Here is a 16,604-nt window from a genome sequence, read left to right as displayed (position 1 = left end):
CCTCCCCCCCCCCCCCCCCCCCCCCCCCCCCCCCCCCCCCCCCCCCCCCCCCCCCCCCCCCCCCCCCCCCTCACCACGGAGTCAACTCAAAAGCTTATATTCAGCCCCGCTCCAACCCCCTGCTGCATTACCCCCGCGCTTCGCTGCCAGCTATACGCCGTCTGCAGCGACCAATCGTCTGCCAACTGGTACCGCAACCCCAGGCTGGCGCGATCCTGGCGGCCGGGTACCTGATAGCCTTGCAAGGTGAAATCCAGCCCTGACAGGTTGTTCTGACTGATCGTCAGGGCCTGCCGCGGGTTCTCGAACTCGCGCTCATGACTGACCTCGCCCTGTAGCGACAGACGCTTGCCCAACGGCAGCGTGCCTTGCAGGCCAACACCCAGGCGCCGGGAGTTTCGTTGCTGTTCAGCGAAGGTCAACGCCGTGGTGCGACCACCTTTCTCCCGATAGCCCTCCACGGTCGTGCGCCCATAGTGGGCGCTGACGAACGGCGACAGATGCCAGGCACTGTCCGGCTGCGCCAGGTCAAAACCCAGGCGCCCGCCAGCGGCAAATGCGGAGCCTTGGGTTTTGCCCTCTTCGGTACGGGTCTGAATGCCCAGCGCGAAGCGTCGCTGGCTGTCGAAGGGCGTCAGTGCGCCGGTCAGCGTCAGGTCGGCCCAGGCATGGTCGCCACGGTATTGGCTGAAGGCACTGAGCAGATAGCTGTCCATGCGATAGCGTGAATCAACGCTCCCGGCTTCCAGTTGCTGATGCTCGAAGCCATTGGCGATGCCCAGGCGCCAGTGCTCGCTCGGGCGATAGCTGGTGCCAAGCAGCAATTGCTGCCCGCGGCCTTTGCCCTGCACCGACGTGCTTTGCGCCTCATGACGGGTTGATTGATCGCTTGCCGCCAGTAACACCTGCCACTCACCGACTGCCTGCCACGGCGTTTGCCATTGGCTGCGCAGTTCGTCCTGATGGTTGCGCAGGCTGCTGTGGGCCATCTCCGGTAGCAAGGTAATTTCCCACGGTGCGGCGAGCAGTGACCAGGCGTAATCGGCGATCAGGCGGTGGCCGGTGGTGGTGGGGTGAGCGCCGTCGTTGAACAACAGTTTGCTTGGGTCAGGGGTGGCGCTGTTGATGCCATAGTGAGGATTTTCATCGCACAGCTGGCCGTTGAAGCAGGTTCCGACAGCCCCATCGCCGGGCACCAGGCCGAACTGCTCCGGGGTTGCGAGTACTTCAGCGAACAGTCCGGGAACATTCAGCGGGATGATCTGCGCATCCATCTTGCCGAGGCCGCCGAGCAATTGGCGGTTGAAGGCATCGGACAGCGGCGTGACGAGATGGCCCAGGCCGGTCGGGTAAGTCGTCGGCGTCATCCCCAGATCCGGCAGCATCCACACCATGATGGTGCGGGCACCGCCCTGCTGCAGGGCCGACACACTGGCCAGCAGGCGATCGGCAGCCGCTTGGGCCTGTGCCTGGCTCAATACCCGTCCCTGGATGAAGTCGTTGCCGCCGGACGAAAGGTAATACAGGGCGTGGGGATCGGCGCGCTGGCCGTTACTCAAATAGCCAGGCCCATCCGGGGTGCCTGTGATGCTTTGCAGAATCTGATCGGTGCGCCAACCGCCAACCGCATGGTTGTTGCCGCCGGCCGGTTGATCGCCGTGCGTCGCAGGGCCGAGGCTGCTCTGCGCAAGGCCCAGTTGACGGCCTAGCAGCATTGGCGCGACAGGGGCGAAAGCCTCACCGGGCAGGTAGGTGGGGCCGGCTCGATTGGTAAAGCGCAGGCGGCTGTGGGGGGGCGCATCCGGATCGGCGAAGTGACCGGCATCACTGAGGCTGTCGCCGAACACATGGAGAGACGAATAAGGCGCCGCAAGGCTGTCGGACGAACAGGCAAGGGCAAGAGCGAGGGTGCAGCTCGTGGCGGACAAGCGAGAGTTGAGCATGGGAAAGGTCCTGTTGTTCTTGTTATGGCATTACTCATCCGTGAAATCAGCGCGGGGCTGTTCCTGTGTTGCGCTCGGAAGGTAGCAAGGGCAGCGGGTAATAAACGATGGGGAAAGATTGCCCTGGCAGCGTCGAAACGGCCCCGCGCAAGGGGCGTATCCCGTATCGACAGGCTCGCTGCCGCCACGCTATACTCGGCGGCAATTGAGCCTCTGATACCGCCCGTTCGGTACCAGGCCCGCCTGACGCTTCATCACAAACCGGTAGCTTCACGTTATGTGCAACGCAACGACCCTCACTCAACAGTGGTGGCGCTTCCAATAGGAAGCGGCATATCGTTGCGCCTTGAAAGCGCACTTGCCGCCGTAACGGGTGAGCAAGGTTCAGATTTCAGCTAACTCCCCCGGCACGGCGGCTCCAACCCTCAGGAGATTGCCCGATGCCAGCGATACACCCTCTTTTCTGCCCACCGCCGGCGCACAGCTCCTGGCGTGAAGCACTCATGTCCGGTTTTTGGATTAATGCAGACGCACGTCGAGTGCCCATGTCGCGCTCGAACGCTCATAACATCAGTAGGTTGGGTGCAACATGCTTTTGATGATCGATAACTACGACTCTTTCACTTACAACGTCGTGCAGTACCTGGGAGAGCTGGGCGCCGAGGTCAAGGTGGTCCGCAACGACGAACTGACGCTGGCCGATATCGAAGCCATGGCGCCTGAGCGTATCGTCGTATCGCCGGGCCCGTGCACGCCGACCGAGGCGGGCATCTCGATCCCGGCCATCCTGCATTTCGCTGGCAAGCTGCCGATCCTTGGCGTGTGCCTGGGCCATCAGTCCATCGGCCAGGCCTACGGCGGTGATGTGGTGCGTGCCCGGCAAGTGATGCACGGCAAGACCAGCCCGGTGTTCCATCGTGACCAGGGCGTGTTCGCCGGCCTCAATAATCCGCTCACCGTGACGCGCTACCACTCGCTGGTGGTCAAGCACGAGACGCTGCCCGATTGCCTGGAAGTGACCGCCTGGACCCAGCACGCCGACGGCAGCGTCGACGAAATCATGGGCCTGCGCCACAAAACCCTCAACGTCGAGGGCGTGCAGTTCCACCCCGAGTCGATCCTCACCGAGCAGGGGCACGAGTTGTTCGCCAACTTTCTCAAGCAGACCGGCGGCGTCCGTCAGGGCTAAGGAATCAACATGGATATCAAAACAGCCTTGAACCGCGTGGTCAGCAACCTTGACCTGACCACCGATGAAATGCGCGACGTGATGCGCGAAATCATGACCGGTCGGTGCACTGACGCGCAGATCGGCGCCTTCCTCATGGGCTTGCGCATGAAGAGCGAGAGCATCGACGAGATCGTCGGCGCGGTATCGGTCATGCGCGAGCTGGCCGGCAAAGTCGAGCTCAAGAGCCTTGCCGGGGTAGTGGACATCGTCGGTACCGGCGGCGATGGCGCCAATATCTTCAACGTCTCCACCGCCTCGGCATTCGTCGTCGCGGCGGCCGGCTGCACCGTGGCCAAGCACGGCAATCGCGCAGTGTCGGGCAAGAGTGGCAGTGCCGACTTGCTCGAAGCGGCCGGGGTCTACCTGAACCTGACACCGATACAAGTGGCGCGCTGCATCGACAGCGTCGGTATCGGCTTCATGTTCGCCCAGGCCCACCACGGCGCCATGAAGCACGCCGCCGGGCCGCGCAAGGAACTTGGCCTGCGCACCATCTTCAACATGCTCGGCCCGCTGACCAACCCTGCGGGCGTGGAGCATCAGGTGGTCGGCGTGTTCAGCGAGGCCCTGTGCCGGCCGCTGGCCGAGGTGCTGTCGCGCCTGGGCAGCAAGCACGTGCTGGTGGTGCATTCCAAGGACGGCATGGACGAGTTCAGCCTGGCCGCCGCCACCCATGTCGCGGAACTCAACAACGGCGTGGTGACCGAATACACCGTGCAGCCTGAAGACCTGGGCATCAAGAGCCAGAGCCTCTATGGTCTGGTGGTGGACAGCCCGGCGCAATCGCTGGAGCTGATTCGCGATGCCCTGGGCAAACGCAAGACCGAGAACGGGCAAAAAGCCGCCGAGATGATCGTACTCAATGCTGGCGCGGCCTTGTATGCTGCCGATCACGCCTCGTCGCTGAAAGAAGGCGTGGCCTTGGCCCATGATGCGTTGCACACCGGCCTGGCCCGGGAAAAACTCGACGAACTGGGCGCCTTTACCGCGGTATTCAAGCAGGAGAACGAAGGATGAGTGTACCGACGGTTCTGGAAAACATTCTGGCGCGCAAGGCCGAAGAAGTTGCCGAGCGTCTGGCTCGGGTGAGCTTCGCCGAAGTCGAGCGCCTGGCCACCCAGGCTGATGCGCCACGGGGTTTCGCCAAGGCGTTGATCGAACAGGCCAAGCGCAAGCAGCCGGCGGTGATTGCCGAAATCAAGAAGGCTTCGCCGAGCAAGGGCGTGATCCGCGAGAACTTCGTGCCGGCGGATATCGCTCGCAGTTATCAAAAGGGCGGGGCGACCTGCCTGTCGGTGCTCACCGATATCGATTACTTCCAGGGCGCGGATGCCTACCTGCAGCAAGCGCGCGCGGCCTGCACATTGCCGGTGATCCGCAAGGACTTCATGATCGACCCCTATCAGGTGGTCGAGGCACGGGCGTTGGGCGCTGACTGCATCTTGCTGATCGTCGCCGCGCTGGATGACGTGAAGATGGCCGAGCTTGCCAGCGTCGCCAAGGGCGTTGGCCTGGATGTGCTGGTAGAAGTGCATGACGGCCACGAGTTGGATCGGGCCCTGAAAGTTCTCGATACGCCACTGCTGGGCATCAACAATCGTAACCTGCACACCTTTGAAGTCAGCCTGGAAAACACCCTGGACCTGCTGCCGCGGATTCCGCGCGATCGTCTGGTGGTGACCGAAAGCGGCATTCTCAACCGTGCCGATGTCGAGTTGATGGAAATCAGCGATGTGTACGCGTTCCTGGTCGGCGAAGCGTTCATGCGTGCAGAGAGCCCTGGGCAGGAGTTGCAGCGCTTGTTCTTTCCTGAACGAACCATCCAGAACAGCGTACCGACACTGGACTGACCCCGTAGCGAGGGGGCTAGGCCCCGAAAAATGCCCCTGCATTGCGGCGCATCAGGTTTACCGAATCGGGGGCAAGCCCCTTCGCTACAGGGTTACGGCATGGACACTGTGCAACGCCTCACTACCGCCGCCGGCCTGCAGGCCGAGCAGGATCTGCTGGCCGCTGTGTGCGCTGGCCACGAGCCCCATGGTCTGCTGTTCTGGCAACCTACCGATCATGCGCTGGTGATGCCGCGGCGCATGAACCGTCTCGAAAATTTCGACAGCGCCTGTACCGAGCTGGCTGCTTCCGGCTGGCCAGTATTGCTGCGCGAAACCGGCGGCGAGCCGGTGCCGCAATCGCCGGCAACGGTCAATGTGGCGCTGGTCTATGCTGCCCCTCGTAGCGAAGGTGACCAGAATCGTCTGGAAATCGCCTATCGGCGCTTGTGCGATCCACTCTGCGCGGTGCTCGAGGCCTATGGCGGTGAAGCATCGCTGGGCGAAATCGAAGGCGCGTTTTGCGACGGGCGCTTCAATGTCAATCTCGAGGGGCGCAAATGGGTGGGCACGGCGCAGCGCTGGCGCCAGGGGCTCGGTGGTACGCGGCCGGTGGTGCTGGTGCACGGGGCCATGCTCATGGATAACGAGCGCGAATCCATGGTCGGCGCCGTCAATCGTTTCAATCGACGCTGCGGCGTGCCGCAGGTCTGCCGGGCCGACAGCCATATCGCCTTGCACGAGCGATTTGCCGCCGAAGAGGTGTTTACAGTATTGAGTGGAGCCTATCGCAGCATTCTCGACGAGATCGCCCGCAAAGGCTAACGGGTGCCGAACACCACCATGGTCTTGCCTTTGACGCTGACCAGATTCTGTTCTTCGAGATCTTTGAGTACCCGCCCGACCATTTCCCGCGAGCAACCGACGATCCGGCCAATCTCCTGGCGGGTGATCTTGATTTGCATGCCGTCGGGGTGAGTCATGGCGTCGGGTTGCTTGCACAGCTCCAGCAGGCAACGGGCGACGCGGCCGGTGACATCGAAAAACGCCAGATCGCCCACTTTACGAGTGGTGTTGCGCAAGCGTTGCGCCATCTGGCTGCCGAGTGCATACAGATAGTCAGGGTTCTCATCGGCCAGCTCACGGAATTTTTCGTAGCTCAACTCCGCCACTTCGCACTCGGTCTTGGCGCGTACCCAGGCGCTGCGTTCGCGTTCGGCTTCGGCCGGTTCGAACAAGCCCAGTTCACCGAAGAAGTCCCCCGGGTTGAGGTAGGCGATGATCATCTCGCGGCCATCGTCATCCTCGATCAGAATGGTCACCGAGCCTCTGACGATAAACGACAGTGTTTGCGACTGCTCACCCGCGCAAATGATATTGCTCTTGGCAGCAAAGCGCCGGCGATGGCAATGAGTCAGCAAATTCTCGATATTCTGGATCTTGACCACGGAAGCGACTGCCATAGGGATATTCCGGATTCGAAAGGGACGCGCCGAATGAGTAGGTACTAAAGTGCCATCAATTTGGCGTCAGCTTATCAGACATGAATATTTGTATCCTCATATTTACCGCTTCGACATGAAGTCTTTCTCGCGGCCAGCGCCATGCAACACAGACAGCGTAAATCGGGGCCTGTGCTAAGCTGGCCGCCATTTTTTTCAACAGTGGAGTCCGGGTGATGAAAGCGCGTATCCAGTGGGCCGGTGAAGCCATGTTTCTGGGCGAATCGGGAAGCGGTCATGTAGTCGTGATGGACGGTCCGCCGGAAAGCGGCGGCCGCAACCTGGGTGTAAGGCCCATGGAGATGCTGCTGATCGGCCTGGGCGGCTGCAGCAACTTCGACGTAGTCAGTATCCTGAGAAAATCCCGTCAGCCGATCGAAAGCTGCGAAGTGTTCCTCGATGCCGAGCGCGCGCCAGTGGACCCAAAGGTGTTCACCAAGATCACCATGCACTTCGTGGTCAAAGGCCGTGGTCTGAAGGAAGCGCAGGTCAAGCGGGCGGTAGAGTTGTCGGCCGAGAAGTACTGCTCGGCTTCGATCATGCTCGGTGCGGCGGGGGTGGAGATTACTCACGATTATGAAATCGTCGAGTTGGGTGAGTAAGGGGGTTCGCCCGGTCGATGAGGGTGTGCTTGAAGGCCCCTTCGCGGGCAGAGCCCGACTCCTACAGCCTGTGGGAGATTATATGGTCTTGCGCAAACCGTGCCGGCCCCTTCGCCAGCAAGCTGTGCTCCCACAGGTGTACGTGTGGGAGCCAGGCTTGCCCGCGATGGGGCCGGCATTGCTAATCCATAATCAGACCCGATAAGTGGTCTTGGTCATCACCTTGGCCAGCAGGCTCATGCCCAGCTTGATCGGCGCCGGGAAGCGCGCACCACCGGCACCCAACGCCGTTTCGGCATGCTCGGCCTCATCGAGGCGCATCTGCTCAAGAATCGCTCGGGATTTTTGATCGGCATCGGGCAGCTCTTGCAGATGCTCGTCCAGGTGCTTGCACACCTGATGCTCAGTGGCGGCGACGAACCCCAGGCTGATCTTGTCGCTGATCAATCCTGCTGCGGCACCGATACCGAACGACATCCCGTAGAACAGCGGATTCAGTACGCTGGGGTGACTCCCCAACTGGCGGATGCGTTGCTCGCACCAAGCCAGGTGATCGACTTCTTCTTCAGCCGAATGCTCCATTGCCTTGCGTACCTGGGGCAGCTTGGCGGTGAGCGCCTGGCCCTGATACAGCGCTTGAGCGCAGACTTCGCCAGTGTGGTTGATGCGCATCAGGCCGGCGATGTGGCGGGACTCGGTCTCGTCCAGGGTCGCGTCTGGCTTGACGATGGCGGGCGATGGCCGCGACGGCTGGCCACTGAAGGGCAGCAAGGTGCGCATGGCGGTATCGGCCTGCAGCAGCAGGCGGTCGATGGGCGAGTATTGGCGTTCGGTAGCCATTGGCTCCTCCGAATAGAAAGGGTCAGCAGATTGCTTTAGCGTGGTCTCGATAGGCGATCAACCCGGTGGCCAGGTCATCTGGCGCTGCCCGAGCACGTGCATATGAATGTGATAGACGGTCTGGCCGCCGAGTTCATTGCAGTTCATCACCACGCGAAAGCCTTCCTCGCAGCCCAGCTCGAGCGCCAGGCGCTGGGCGGTCAGCAGGATATGCCCGGCCAGGCCCTTGTCTTCTTCGGTCAGGTCGTTGAGGGTGCGGATGGCCTTTTTCGGAATCACCAGAAAATGCACTGGGGCTTGCGGTGCAATGTCGTGGAAGGCCAGGACCTGATCGTCCTCATAGATGATCTTGGCCGGGATCTCCCGGTTGATGATCTTGGTGAACAGAGTTTCCACAGCGGTTTCTCCAGGCTGAAAATTCGGCCCGATCCTGTCGGGCGGGCAACTGTGCGAATACTGCAGTGTATCAGCGCGGGCAGTAGGCAGTATTGATGTAGCCACTGATCTTGCGCACCAGCCAGCGAGATGCCCAGCGCACGGAGCGCACCAGCCAGCGATTGCGCTGGCCGGGGATGATGATCGCGCGATTGCGATCCAGCGCGCGAACGGTGTAGAGCGCCACTTCTTCCGGGCTTGGCACACGGCTGGAGCCTGCCAGACGGGGGATATCCCGCAAGGGCGAACGCACTGGGCCGGGACACAGTACCGAGACCTTGACGCCGCTGCGCTTGAGTTCTTCGCGCAGCGCCTCGGATAAATGCAGTACGTAGGCCTTGCTGGCGCTGTAACTGGCCATCCACGGGCCCGGCTGGAACGCGGCCAGGGAAGCGACGTTGAGTATCTGCCCGCCGCCTTGCACCGCCATGGCGTTACCCAGCACATGGCACAGGCGCGTCAGGGCCAGCACGTTGAGTTCGATGAGGTCCTGTTCGACGCCCCAGTCCTGGGCCAGGAAGGGGCCGTAGGAGCGAATGCCGGCGCAGTTGATCAGCAGATCGATGCGTCGGTCGCTTTCTTCGAGCTCCAGCAAAAAGCCCGAGAGTCGCAACGGCTCGCCCAGGTCGCAGGCGCGAAACAGCACCTCGACGCCAAAGCGCTGGGTCAGCTCCAGCGCGATGGCCTCCAGCGGTTCACGCTGGCGAGCTACCAGCAGCAAATGGCGACCGCGACGTGCCAGGGCTTCAGCCAATGCCAGGCCCAGGCCACTGGAAGCGCCGGTGATCAGGGTGTAACGGGTCATGCAGTTCTCCGTGCGGCCCTGTGCGATCGGGGATGGAGCGCACAGGCGTATCAAGATCGACAGTCTACCGTGCTCGACGGCTCGTGCCGATCCTAAGCGAGGCGCCGCGTTGCGCGAGGCTCAGGAGCGCAGCGAAATGAAGTACCAGATCAGCGTGGCAATGGTGAAAATTGCACAAAACGCAGCGAAACCGACGAACAGCTTGACCAGCAAAGGGGCAGGAGCTGGCTGCGGGCCATACCTGTTCTGCCCTCGGGTACCCGGCATGAACAGCAGGAGCAGCCCGATGACGTAGCCCACGACAGGTATCATCGACAATAGAATCAGCCAGCCGGACCAGCCAATGTCCTGCAGGCGTTTTACGCTGATTTTCAGCGTAGCCGCGATATAGCCGACCGAGATGATCAGGGAGGCGAACGGCGAGCCCACGACCAATCCGAGTTTGGGCAGCAAGCTCGTTGCGGCAAAGCCCGCCACTATCGCAATCAACGCCGACCAGGCCGCGAAGTTGACTCTGCCCAGCCGCCCCCTGAGAGAAAAGAACCCGCGAGTGGGCTGGTCCGCAACATACTCATCCTGATCTGACTTGGGCGCCGTCCAAGGCGAATACTCCACATCATCATAAGTCGCACCACCGGCCAAGGTTTCGGCTCGGGCAGGGTCGAACGGCGTGTCGTCTTCCAGCTGAGTCTGAATCCCGGCCTTCTCCAGCATCGGCACGAACTTGTGCGTATCTTCGAGCAGCAAGTGACGCTTGAGCGCCAGCTTGCGGCCTTCGAACAGACGCTCGACCGCTTCTTCGCTGGCCTCGAACAACGTCGCCAGGTTGCGTACCGCGGTGGGTTTGTCGGTACCAGGCAACAGTTGCCCGTCAAAAGTGATCTTGTACTGCGGTACGGCCATTACGACGTCCTTGTTGAGGAAAAGGGATCAGAAGGGTTTGACGACGACCAGGATGACGATCAACAGCAGGAACACCACAGGCACTTCGTTGAACCAGCGATAGAACTTGTGACTGCGGGTGTTTTCACCCCGGGCAAAACGCTTGAGCTGGGCGCCGCACATATGGTGGTAGCCGATCAACAGGAAGACCAGCAACAGCTTGGCGTGCAACCAGCCCTGATGCAGCCAGCCAGGGTTGAGGTAGATGAGCCAGATGCCGAACACCAGCGTGGCGATCATCGAGGGGCCCATGATGCCACGGTAGAGCTTGCGCTCCATGATGATGAAGCGCTCGCGGCTGACGGTGTCTTCGCTCTGCGCGTGATAGACGAACAGGCGCGGCAGGTAGAACAGTGCGGCAAACCAGCAGATGAGACTGACGATGTGCAGGGCTTTGATCCATAAATAGAGCATTTCTAATAAATTCCAGGTTCACGGTGATCCGATAGTAGTGGCAGAGGGGGTAATCCGTCACCAGAACGGTTGTTACTGAAAGATTTGCCTTCTATCATCGGGGGCTTTCCAGTTGGTTCGTTAAGTGAGGGGCGGTTATATGGTCAAGGTCGGTATCGTCGGCGGCACGGGTTACACCGGCGTCGAACTGCTGCGTCTGCTGGCGCAGCATCCACAGGCTGAAGTGGTCGTGATCACCTCGCGATCGGAAGCCGGCCTGCCCGTCGCCGACCTTTACCCCAACCTGCGTGGCCACTACGACGGCCTGGCGTTCACTGTGCCGGACGTGCAGACGCTGGGCGCCTGTGACGTGGTGTTCTTCGCCACCCCCCATGGCGTCGCCCATTCGCTGGCCGGTGAACTGCTCGAGGCCGGCACCAAAGTGATCGACCTGTCGGCTGACTTCCGTCTGCAGGACGCCGACGAATGGTCCAAATGGTATGGCCAGCCCCATGGTGCGCCGGAATTGCTCAAGGAGGCGGTCTACGGCCTGCCGGAGGTCAATCGCGAAGCCATCGGCAAGGCACGCCTGATCGCGGTCCCGGGTTGCTATCCGACCGCGACCCAGCTGGGTTTCCTGCCGTTGCTCGAAGCAGGCCTGGCCGATAACAGCCGTCTGATCGCCGACTGCAAGTCCGGCGTCAGCGGTGCAGGCCGTGGTGCGGCGGTGGGCTCGCTGCTCTGTGAAGCCGGCGAAAGCATGAAGGCCTATTCCGTTAAAGGTCACCGGCATCTGCCCGAGATCACTCAAGGCCTGCGTCGCGCGGCTGGCGGTGAGGTCAACCTGACATTCGTGCCGCACCTGACGCCGATGATCCGCGGTATTCACTCGACGCTGTACGCCACGGTTACCGATCGTTCGGTAGACCTGCAGGCACTGTTCGAAAAACGCTACGCCGACGAGCCGTTCGTCGACGTCATGCCCGCTGGCAGCCACCCGGAAACCCGCAGCGTGCGCGGTGCCAACGTCTGCCGTATCGCCGTGCACCGTCCTCAGGGTGGCGACCTGGTGGTCGTACTGTCGGTCATCGACAACCTCACCAAAGGCGCCTCCGGTCAGGCCGTGCAGTGCCTGAACATTCTGTTCGGCCTGGATGAGCGCCTTGGTCTTTCCCACGCGGGCATGCTGCCGTAACGCAGCCGATGTAGCGAGGGGGCTTGCCCCCGATTATGGTGCTCATCGCCTCTCATCACGCTGCTTAGCACAATTGTTGACCAATTTTGTCGGAGAAGCGGATAATGGCGCCATTACGCATTATGACGGCCTAGTGCCGGGAGAGAGTCAGCATGAGCGTCGAAACCTTTACCCCCACGGCTTTGCAGTTCACCTACGGCGCTGCGAACAAGGTCAAGAATCTGGTCGACGAAGAGGGTAACGAGCGCCTGAAGTTGCGCGTGTTCGTGACCGGCGGTGGCTGTTCGGGCTTCCAATACGGTTTTACCTTCGATGAGGACGTCGCCGACGACGACACCATCGTCGAGCGCGAAGGCGTCAGCCTGGTGGTCGATCCGATGAGCTTCCAGTACCTGGCGGGTGCGGAAGTGGACTACCAGGAGGGTCTTGAAGGTTCGCGTTTCGTGATCAACAACCCGAACGCGTCCACCACCTGCGGTTGCGGTCAGTCGTTTTCGATCTGATTTCATCCAGGGCAATGCAAAACGCCGCGCATCTGCGCGGCGTTTTGCTGTCTGGCGTTTACTTTGATGACGTTCAGGCGGGATAGATCGCGCCCAGAACGCGCAGGCCTTTGGCGCCGGTGACGCTGGGCCGATTGCCTGGAATGCTCTCCAGGCAGCAATGGGCCAGCCAGGCGAAAGCGGTGGCCTCGACCCAATCCGGATCAACGCCCTTGGCTGCGGTGCTGTCGACCACCGTATTGGGCAGCAGCGCCGCGATGCGGCTCATCAGCGCCTTGTTGTGCGCACCGCCACCGCAGACCAGCAGCGCTTCGGTGGTCGGTTGCGCTTTTTTCAGCGAGTCGACGATAGTGCGCGCGGTCAGCTCCAGCAGCGTCGCCTGTACATCCGCTTCTGGGCAGGGCGGCAATGTCGCCAGTTGTTGCTGCAGCCAGGTCAGGTTGAAGACCTCCCGGCCGGTGCTCTTGGGGCCGGTACCGGCGAAGAAACCATCGCTCAGCAGTGTCATCAACAGCAGCGGATTCAACTGACCGCTGGCTGCCCAGGCGCCGTCCATGTCGTAGCTGTCGCCCTTGCAGGCCTGAATCCACGCATCGAGCAGCACATTGCCGGGGCCGCAGTCGAATCCGGCGACGGGCTGGTTGGCTTCGATCAGGCTGAGATTGCTGAAGCCGCCGATATTGAGCACTGCCAGGCGCTGCCCATGGCCGCCGAACAGGGCCTCGTGGAAGGCCGGAACCAAGGGCGCGCCCTGGCCGCCTGCGGCGACATCGCGGCGACGAAAGTCACTGACCACGCTGATGCCGGTGAGCTCGGCCAGCAGCGCCGGATTGCCGATCTGCAAGGTGAAGCCGCGGGCGGGTTCATGGCGGACGGTTTGGCCGTGGCTGCCGATCGCTCTTATCGCCGAGGCGTCGATTTTCTGATCCTGCAGCAGTTGCGCGATACCGTCCGCCGCCAGCCGTACCCACTGGTTTTCCGCCAGCGCGGCACGGGCGATTTCGTCCGGGCCACTGCTGCACAGGGCCAGCAGCGCGCGGCGCAGGTCATCGGGCATCGGCACATAGTGGCTGGCGCGCAGACGCGTGGCCTGCTCCTGCTCGATCAACGCGATGTCCAGGCCATCGAGACTGGTGCCGGACATGAGGCCGATATAAAGCGCCATGGCTTAGCGCTTCGAGGCCAGCATGGTAGCTTTTTCCTGCTCCATGCGGGCCATCAGGGGTTGGCTTTGCTGCATGAAACGGGCTCGCTCGGCCTTGGCGATCGGGTCGGCCATCGGCAGCTTTTGCCCCAGCGGGTCGACATGCACGCCATTGACCTGGAACTCGTAGTGCACGTGAGGGCCGGTGGACAGCCCGGTGGTGCCGATATAGCCGATTACCTGGCCCTGGCGCACGAGGACGCCAGCGCGGATGCCCTTGGCGAAACCTTGCATGTGCCCATACAGGGTGCGGTAGGTCTTGCCGTGCTGGATGATCACCACGTTGCCGTAGCCGCCCTTGCGCCCCGCCATGAAGATCTTGCCGTCGCCGGTGGCCTTGATCGGGGTGCCCCGTGGCGCAGCATAATCGACGCCTTGGTGCGCGCGGATCTTGTTGAGGATCGGGTGCTTGCGCCCGCCCGAGAATCGCGAGCTGATACGCGCGAAGTCCACGGGCGAACGCACGAACGCTTTGCGCATGCTGTCACCTGACGCGGTGTAATAGTTGGTGGTGCCTTGTTTGCTGGTGTAGCGCACGGCGGTGTAGGTCTTGCCGCGGGAAACGAAACGCGCGGACAGGATGTTGCCGGTGCCGATGACATTGCCTTTGAGCACGCGCTGCTCGTAGATGACCTCGAATTCGTCGCCGTGACGGATGTCCTGGGCGAAGTCGATGTCGTAGCCGAAGATGCCGGCAAGGTCAGTGACCTGCTTGTGCGACAGGCCCGCGCGTTGCGCCGCGACCGACAGATTGCTGGTGATGACGCCGTGGGCATAAGCCTCGCGCATGACCGGCTTGTTGGTTTCACGCTCGAAGGCGAAACCCGTGGCGGCGCGGTTCAAGCGGATGGTTTCAAGGTCGCTGAGCTTGCTGTGCAGGCTCTGCAACTGGCCATCGGCGGACAATTCGAACTCCAGCATCTGGCCGTGGCGCAGCTTGCTGAACTGACTGGCCTGCTTGTCGCTGGCCATGACTTCGGCCACGGCGGAGGCGGGGAGCCCGACCTTCTGGAACAGGGTCGAGAGTGTATCGCCCTTGGCCACGACCACTTGTTTGTGCACCGAGCCAGGCGCGGCGGTTGGAGTGGCGGCGGCGGTCTTGGCTTTCGCGCTGGCAGCGGCGTCGTCTGCATCGGCCTGGTCGTCGGCGTCATCGCCGTTGTCGGCGGTATCCTGATCGTCGCCATTCTGGTTGATCTTGGCGAACGGCGAATCGGTGCTGTCTTCGGTGTCGCCGGCATCGGAAGCCGGGCTGTCCTGTTCTTTCCTGAGTTGGTCAGCCGGGGACTCGAGGTCGATGGCCATCGAGGTTTTCTTGGCTTCTACTTCGCTGGAGGGAAATACCAGCAGGGCCAGGCTGAGGAGGGCGGCGATGCCGCTTGCGGCCAATAGATGGCTCTTCGGATAAAGCGGGGGCGCTTTAGGCGGTGTCTCGATCATAGGTAGTTTTGACTTTGAAAAAAGATGAATTGGAAAAGATGAATGACATGATGAAGATGAAATAACTGTATAAAATATAACCAAATCCTCATCGAAGCAAGCGCGCAGACGTTCTGCAACACTTATCAGGTCACATGGCGGGTCGTACCTTGTATTTGATGCGTGATCTTGTATGGTTGAGCCCTTTGAATCTGAGCCCTGTAGGTCACTTTTATGAAGTCGGTTGAAGAGCAGCTGGCGCTGATCAAGCGCGGTGCTGAAGAGTTGTTGGTCGAGTCCGAGCTGGTGGAAAAGCTCAAGCGTGGGCAGCCGCTGCGGATCAAGGCTGGTTTCGACCCGACGGCACCCGATCTGCACCTGGGGCACACGGTGTTGATCAACAAGCTGCGCCAGTTCCAGGAGCTGGGGCATCACGTGATCTTCCTTATAGGGGATTTCACCGGGCTGATTGGCGACCCGAGCGGCAAGAGCGCCACGCGCCCGCCTCTGACTCGCGAGCAAGTGTTGGAGAACGCCGAGACCTACAAGGCGCAAGTGTTCAAGATTCTCGACCCGGCCAAGACCGAGGTGGCGTTCAACTCCACCTGGATGGACAAGCTTTCGCCTGCCGACTTCATCCGCCTGGCTTCGCAGTACACCGTGGCGCGGATGCTAGAGCGTGACGATTTCGACAAGCGCTACAAGGCCAACCAGTCGATCGCCATTCACGAGTTTCTCTATCCGTTGGTGCAAGGTTACGACTCGGTGGCCTTGCGTGCCGACGTCGAGCTCGGCGGTACCGATCAGAAATTCAACCTGTTGATGGGCCGCGAGCTACAGCGCGCCTACGGCCAGGAAGCGCAGAACATCCTGACCATGCCGCTGCTCGAAGGCCTGGACGGGGTGAAGAAGATGTCCAAGTCGCTGAACAACTATGTCGGCATCCAGGAAGCGCCGGGCTCGATGTACAGCAAGCTGGTGTCGATCCCCGATCCGCTGATGTGGCGCTACTTCGAACTGTTGAGCTTTCGCTCGATGGATGAGATCGATCAGTTCAAGACTGACGTCGAAGCGGGCGCGAATCCCCGTGACATCAAGATCAAGCTGGCGGAAGAGATCGTCGCGCGTTTCCATGGCGAGGAAGCGGCAGCCAACGCACATCGCGCTGCGGGTAACCGTATGAAGGAAGGCGAGCTGCCGGAGGATTTGCCGGAAGTCGAACTGACAGCGGCCGAGGCGATGCCGATCGCGGCTATCCTTAATAAGGCTGGTTTGGTGAAAAACGCCGCGGTGGCTCGCGATCTGCTGGCCTCCGGTGGTGTACGTGTAGATGGTGAAGTAGTCGATCGCGGCTTTGTCTTCGCCTTGGGCGCGACCCATGTGTGCCAGGCCGGCAAGAAGGCCTTTGCACGGGTTTCGCTTAAATCCGAATAAAGGGGTTGACGGCGAATTATATCTCTCTATAATTCGCCCCACTTCCGGCGCAGTCGGAACTTGAAACTCCTTGTTAATCAACGAGTTACAAGTTTCAGATAGCGAGGCTGGGCTTCGGTGAAACAAATCGAAAGCGGTCAAAAAGGTGGTTGACAGCAGTTTGAAACGCTGTAGAATTCGCCTCCCGCTAACGAGAGATCGAAGCGAGTCAAGTGGTTGAAGTTGTTCAAGTTTCTAACGAAAACAACTGAAAATAAACGCTTGACAAAATGTGAGGCTGGCGTAGAATGCGCGCCTCGGTTGAGACGAAAGAATCAACCCACCGCT

General features: G+C 61.2%; 17 protein-coding genes. 8 read left to right on the top strand and 9 right to left on the bottom strand.

What is annotated here, in order from left to right; genetic code table 11:
* Positions 1 to 86 precede the first annotated feature (86 nt).
* The gene (locus AC3WJP_RS28405; RefSeq protein WP_493724469.1) at positions 87 to 1,943 is read right to left on the bottom strand and encodes an autotransporter domain-containing protein; all 1,857 of its coding nucleotides are present in this window, start codon (positions 1,941 to 1,943) and stop codon (positions 87 to 89) included.
* Between the two features lie 589 nt (positions 1,944 to 2,532).
* Between AC3WJP_RS28405 and AC3WJP_RS28400 the strand changes: the two genes are divergently transcribed.
* The 4 genes from AC3WJP_RS28400 to AC3WJP_RS28385 all read left to right on the top strand — a co-directional run bounded on the left by AC3WJP_RS28400 (position 2,533) and on the right by AC3WJP_RS28385 (position 5,828).
* Positions 2,533 to 3,132, top strand: a complete 600-nt coding sequence (locus tag AC3WJP_RS28400) for an aminodeoxychorismate/anthranilate synthase component II (RefSeq protein WP_493724468.1) — start codon at positions 2,533 to 2,535, stop codon at positions 3,130 to 3,132.
* 9 nt (positions 3,133 to 3,141) lie between these two features.
* Positions 3,142 to 4,191 (top strand): anthranilate phosphoribosyltransferase, encoded by a 1,050-nt coding sequence (gene trpD / locus AC3WJP_RS28395; protein WP_493724467.1) that lies wholly within the window; start codon positions 3,142 to 3,144, stop codon positions 4,189 to 4,191.
* Complete coding sequence (gene trpC / locus AC3WJP_RS28390; RefSeq protein WP_493724466.1) at positions 4,188 to 5,024, top strand: indole-3-glycerol phosphate synthase TrpC; 837 nt, start codon at positions 4,188 to 4,190, stop codon at positions 5,022 to 5,024. Before trpD ends, trpC begins: the two co-directional genes overlap by 4 nt.
* 99 nt (positions 5,025 to 5,123) lie before the next feature.
* A complete protein-coding gene (locus AC3WJP_RS28385) occupies positions 5,124 to 5,828 on the top strand; it encodes a lipoate--protein ligase family protein (protein ID WP_493724465.1) in 705 nt (234 codons plus the stop codon).
* Here the strand turns inward: AC3WJP_RS28385 and crp are convergent.
* Positions 5,825 to 6,466, bottom strand: coding sequence for a cAMP-activated global transcriptional regulator CRP (crp, locus tag AC3WJP_RS28380; RefSeq protein WP_493724464.1), 642 nt, complete (start codon positions 6,464 to 6,466; stop codon positions 5,825 to 5,827). The genes AC3WJP_RS28385 and crp overlap by 4 nt on opposite strands.
* 215 nt (positions 6,467 to 6,681) lie before the next feature.
* Here crp and AC3WJP_RS28375 point away from each other — a divergent pair, with 215 nt between their 5' ends.
* Entirely contained in the window at positions 6,682 to 7,107 is a 426-nt protein-coding gene (locus tag AC3WJP_RS28375) for an OsmC family protein (RefSeq protein ID WP_493724463.1), read from the top strand.
* A gap of 192 nt (positions 7,108 to 7,299) precedes the next feature.
* On the opposite strand, the gene coq7 is transcribed toward AC3WJP_RS28375, so the two are convergent.
* The 5 genes from coq7 to hemJ all read right to left on the bottom strand — a co-directional run bounded on the left by coq7 (position 7,300) and on the right by hemJ (position 10,543).
* The gene (gene coq7 / locus AC3WJP_RS28370; protein WP_493724462.1) at positions 7,300 to 7,947 is read right to left on the bottom strand and encodes a 2-polyprenyl-3-methyl-6-methoxy-1,4-benzoquinone monooxygenase; all 648 of its coding nucleotides are present in this window, start codon (positions 7,945 to 7,947) and stop codon (positions 7,300 to 7,302) included.
* A 57-nt stretch (positions 7,948 to 8,004) separates the two neighbouring features.
* Positions 8,005 to 8,343 carry a histidine triad nucleotide-binding protein gene (locus AC3WJP_RS28365; protein ID WP_493724461.1) on the bottom strand — a complete coding sequence of 113 codons (339 nt, stop codon included), beginning with the start codon at positions 8,341 to 8,343 and terminating at the stop codon, positions 8,005 to 8,007.
* 70 nt (positions 8,344 to 8,413) lie between these two features.
* The gene (locus AC3WJP_RS28360) at positions 8,414 to 9,187 is read right to left on the bottom strand and encodes an SDR family NAD(P)-dependent oxidoreductase (protein WP_493724460.1); all 774 of its coding nucleotides are present in this window, start codon (positions 9,185 to 9,187) and stop codon (positions 8,414 to 8,416) included.
* A gap of 120 nt (positions 9,188 to 9,307) precedes the next feature.
* On the bottom strand, positions 9,308 to 10,090 hold the full coding sequence (locus tag AC3WJP_RS28355) for a DUF805 domain-containing protein (protein WP_493724459.1): 783 nt from the start codon (positions 10,088 to 10,090) through the stop codon (positions 9,308 to 9,310).
* A gap of 27 nt (positions 10,091 to 10,117) precedes the next feature.
* On the bottom strand, positions 10,118 to 10,543 hold the full coding sequence (gene hemJ, locus AC3WJP_RS28350; protein ID WP_493724458.1) for a protoporphyrinogen oxidase HemJ: 426 nt from the start codon (positions 10,541 to 10,543) through the stop codon (positions 10,118 to 10,120).
* A gap of 139 nt (positions 10,544 to 10,682) precedes the next feature.
* On the opposite strand from hemJ, the gene argC reads away from it, so the two are divergent.
* Positions 10,683 to 11,717 (top strand): N-acetyl-gamma-glutamyl-phosphate reductase, encoded by a 1,035-nt coding sequence (argC, locus tag AC3WJP_RS28345; protein ID WP_493724457.1) that lies wholly within the window; start codon positions 10,683 to 10,685, stop codon positions 11,715 to 11,717.
* 152 nt (positions 11,718 to 11,869) lie between these two features.
* Positions 11,870 to 12,220, top strand: coding sequence for an iron-sulfur cluster insertion protein ErpA (gene erpA / locus AC3WJP_RS28340; RefSeq protein WP_493724456.1), 351 nt, complete (start codon positions 11,870 to 11,872; stop codon positions 12,218 to 12,220).
* 73 nt (positions 12,221 to 12,293) lie between these two features.
* Here the strand turns inward: erpA and AC3WJP_RS28335 are convergent, their stop codons facing one another.
* On the bottom strand, positions 12,294 to 13,385 hold the full coding sequence (locus tag AC3WJP_RS28335) for an anhydro-N-acetylmuramic acid kinase (RefSeq protein ID WP_493724455.1): 1,092 nt from the start codon (positions 13,383 to 13,385) through the stop codon (positions 12,294 to 12,296).
* Positions 13,386 to 13,388: 3 nt separating this feature from the next.
* Entirely contained in the window at positions 13,389 to 14,864 is a 1,476-nt protein-coding gene (locus tag AC3WJP_RS28330) for a peptidoglycan DD-metalloendopeptidase family protein (RefSeq protein WP_493724454.1), read from the bottom strand.
* A gap of 213 nt (positions 14,865 to 15,077) precedes the next feature.
* Here AC3WJP_RS28330 and tyrS point away from each other — a divergent pair, with 213 nt between their 5' ends.
* Positions 15,078 to 16,277, top strand: a complete 1,200-nt coding sequence (tyrS, locus tag AC3WJP_RS28325) for a tyrosine--tRNA ligase (protein WP_493724453.1) — start codon at positions 15,078 to 15,080, stop codon at positions 16,275 to 16,277.
* Positions 16,278 to 16,604 lie beyond the last annotated feature (327 nt).

This window comes from Pseudomonas sp. GW821-FHT01A09, assembly GCF_058986725.1.
The sequence above is the reverse complement of the archived record's forward strand: the minus strand, read 5'-3'. Positions and strand labels throughout refer to the sequence as shown.

Bases quoted from the DNA above. Each gene is read 5' to 3' on its own strand.
- coq7 (WP_493724462.1), bottom strand. From the start codon at position 7,947: ATGGCTACCGAACGCCAATACTCGCCCATCGACCGCCTGCTGCTGCAG.
- crp (WP_493724464.1), bottom strand. From the start codon at position 6,466: ATGGCAGTCGCTTCCGTGGTCAAGATCCAGAATATCGAGAATTTGCTG.
- AC3WJP_RS28335 (WP_493724455.1), bottom strand. From the start codon at position 13,385: ATGGCGCTTTATATCGGCCTCATGTCCGGCACCAGTCTCGATGGCCTG.
- AC3WJP_RS28375 (WP_493724463.1), top strand. From the start codon at position 6,682: ATGAAAGCGCGTATCCAGTGGGCCGGTGAAGCCATGTTTCTGGGCGAA.
- trpD (WP_493724467.1), top strand. From the start codon at position 3,142: ATGGATATCAAAACAGCCTTGAACCGCGTGGTCAGCAACCTTGACCTG.
- hemJ (WP_493724458.1), bottom strand. From the start codon at position 10,543: ATGCTCTATTTATGGATCAAAGCCCTGCACATCGTCAGTCTCATCTGC.
- tyrS (WP_493724453.1), top strand. From the start codon at position 15,078: ATGAAGTCGGTTGAAGAGCAGCTGGCGCTGATCAAGCGCGGTGCTGAA.
- erpA (WP_493724456.1), top strand. From the start codon at position 11,870: ATGAGCGTCGAAACCTTTACCCCCACGGCTTTGCAGTTCACCTACGGC.
- AC3WJP_RS28360 (WP_493724460.1), bottom strand. From the start codon at position 9,187: ATGACCCGTTACACCCTGATCACCGGCGCTTCCAGTGGCCTGGGCCTG.
- AC3WJP_RS28330 (WP_493724454.1), bottom strand. From the start codon at position 14,864: ATGATCGAGACACCGCCTAAAGCGCCCCCGCTTTATCCGAAGAGCCAT.
- argC (WP_493724457.1), top strand. From the start codon at position 10,683: ATGGTCAAGGTCGGTATCGTCGGCGGCACGGGTTACACCGGCGTCGAA.
- AC3WJP_RS28405 (WP_493724469.1), bottom strand. From the start codon at position 1,943: ATGCTCAACTCTCGCTTGTCCGCCACGAGCTGCACCCTCGCTCTTGCC.
- AC3WJP_RS28400 (WP_493724468.1), top strand. From the start codon at position 2,533: ATGCTTTTGATGATCGATAACTACGACTCTTTCACTTACAACGTCGTG.
- AC3WJP_RS28385 (WP_493724465.1), top strand. From the start codon at position 5,124: ATGGACACTGTGCAACGCCTCACTACCGCCGCCGGCCTGCAGGCCGAG.
- trpC (WP_493724466.1), top strand. From the start codon at position 4,188: ATGAGTGTACCGACGGTTCTGGAAAACATTCTGGCGCGCAAGGCCGAA.
- AC3WJP_RS28355 (WP_493724459.1), bottom strand. From the start codon at position 10,090: ATGGCCGTACCGCAGTACAAGATCACTTTTGACGGGCAACTGTTGCCT.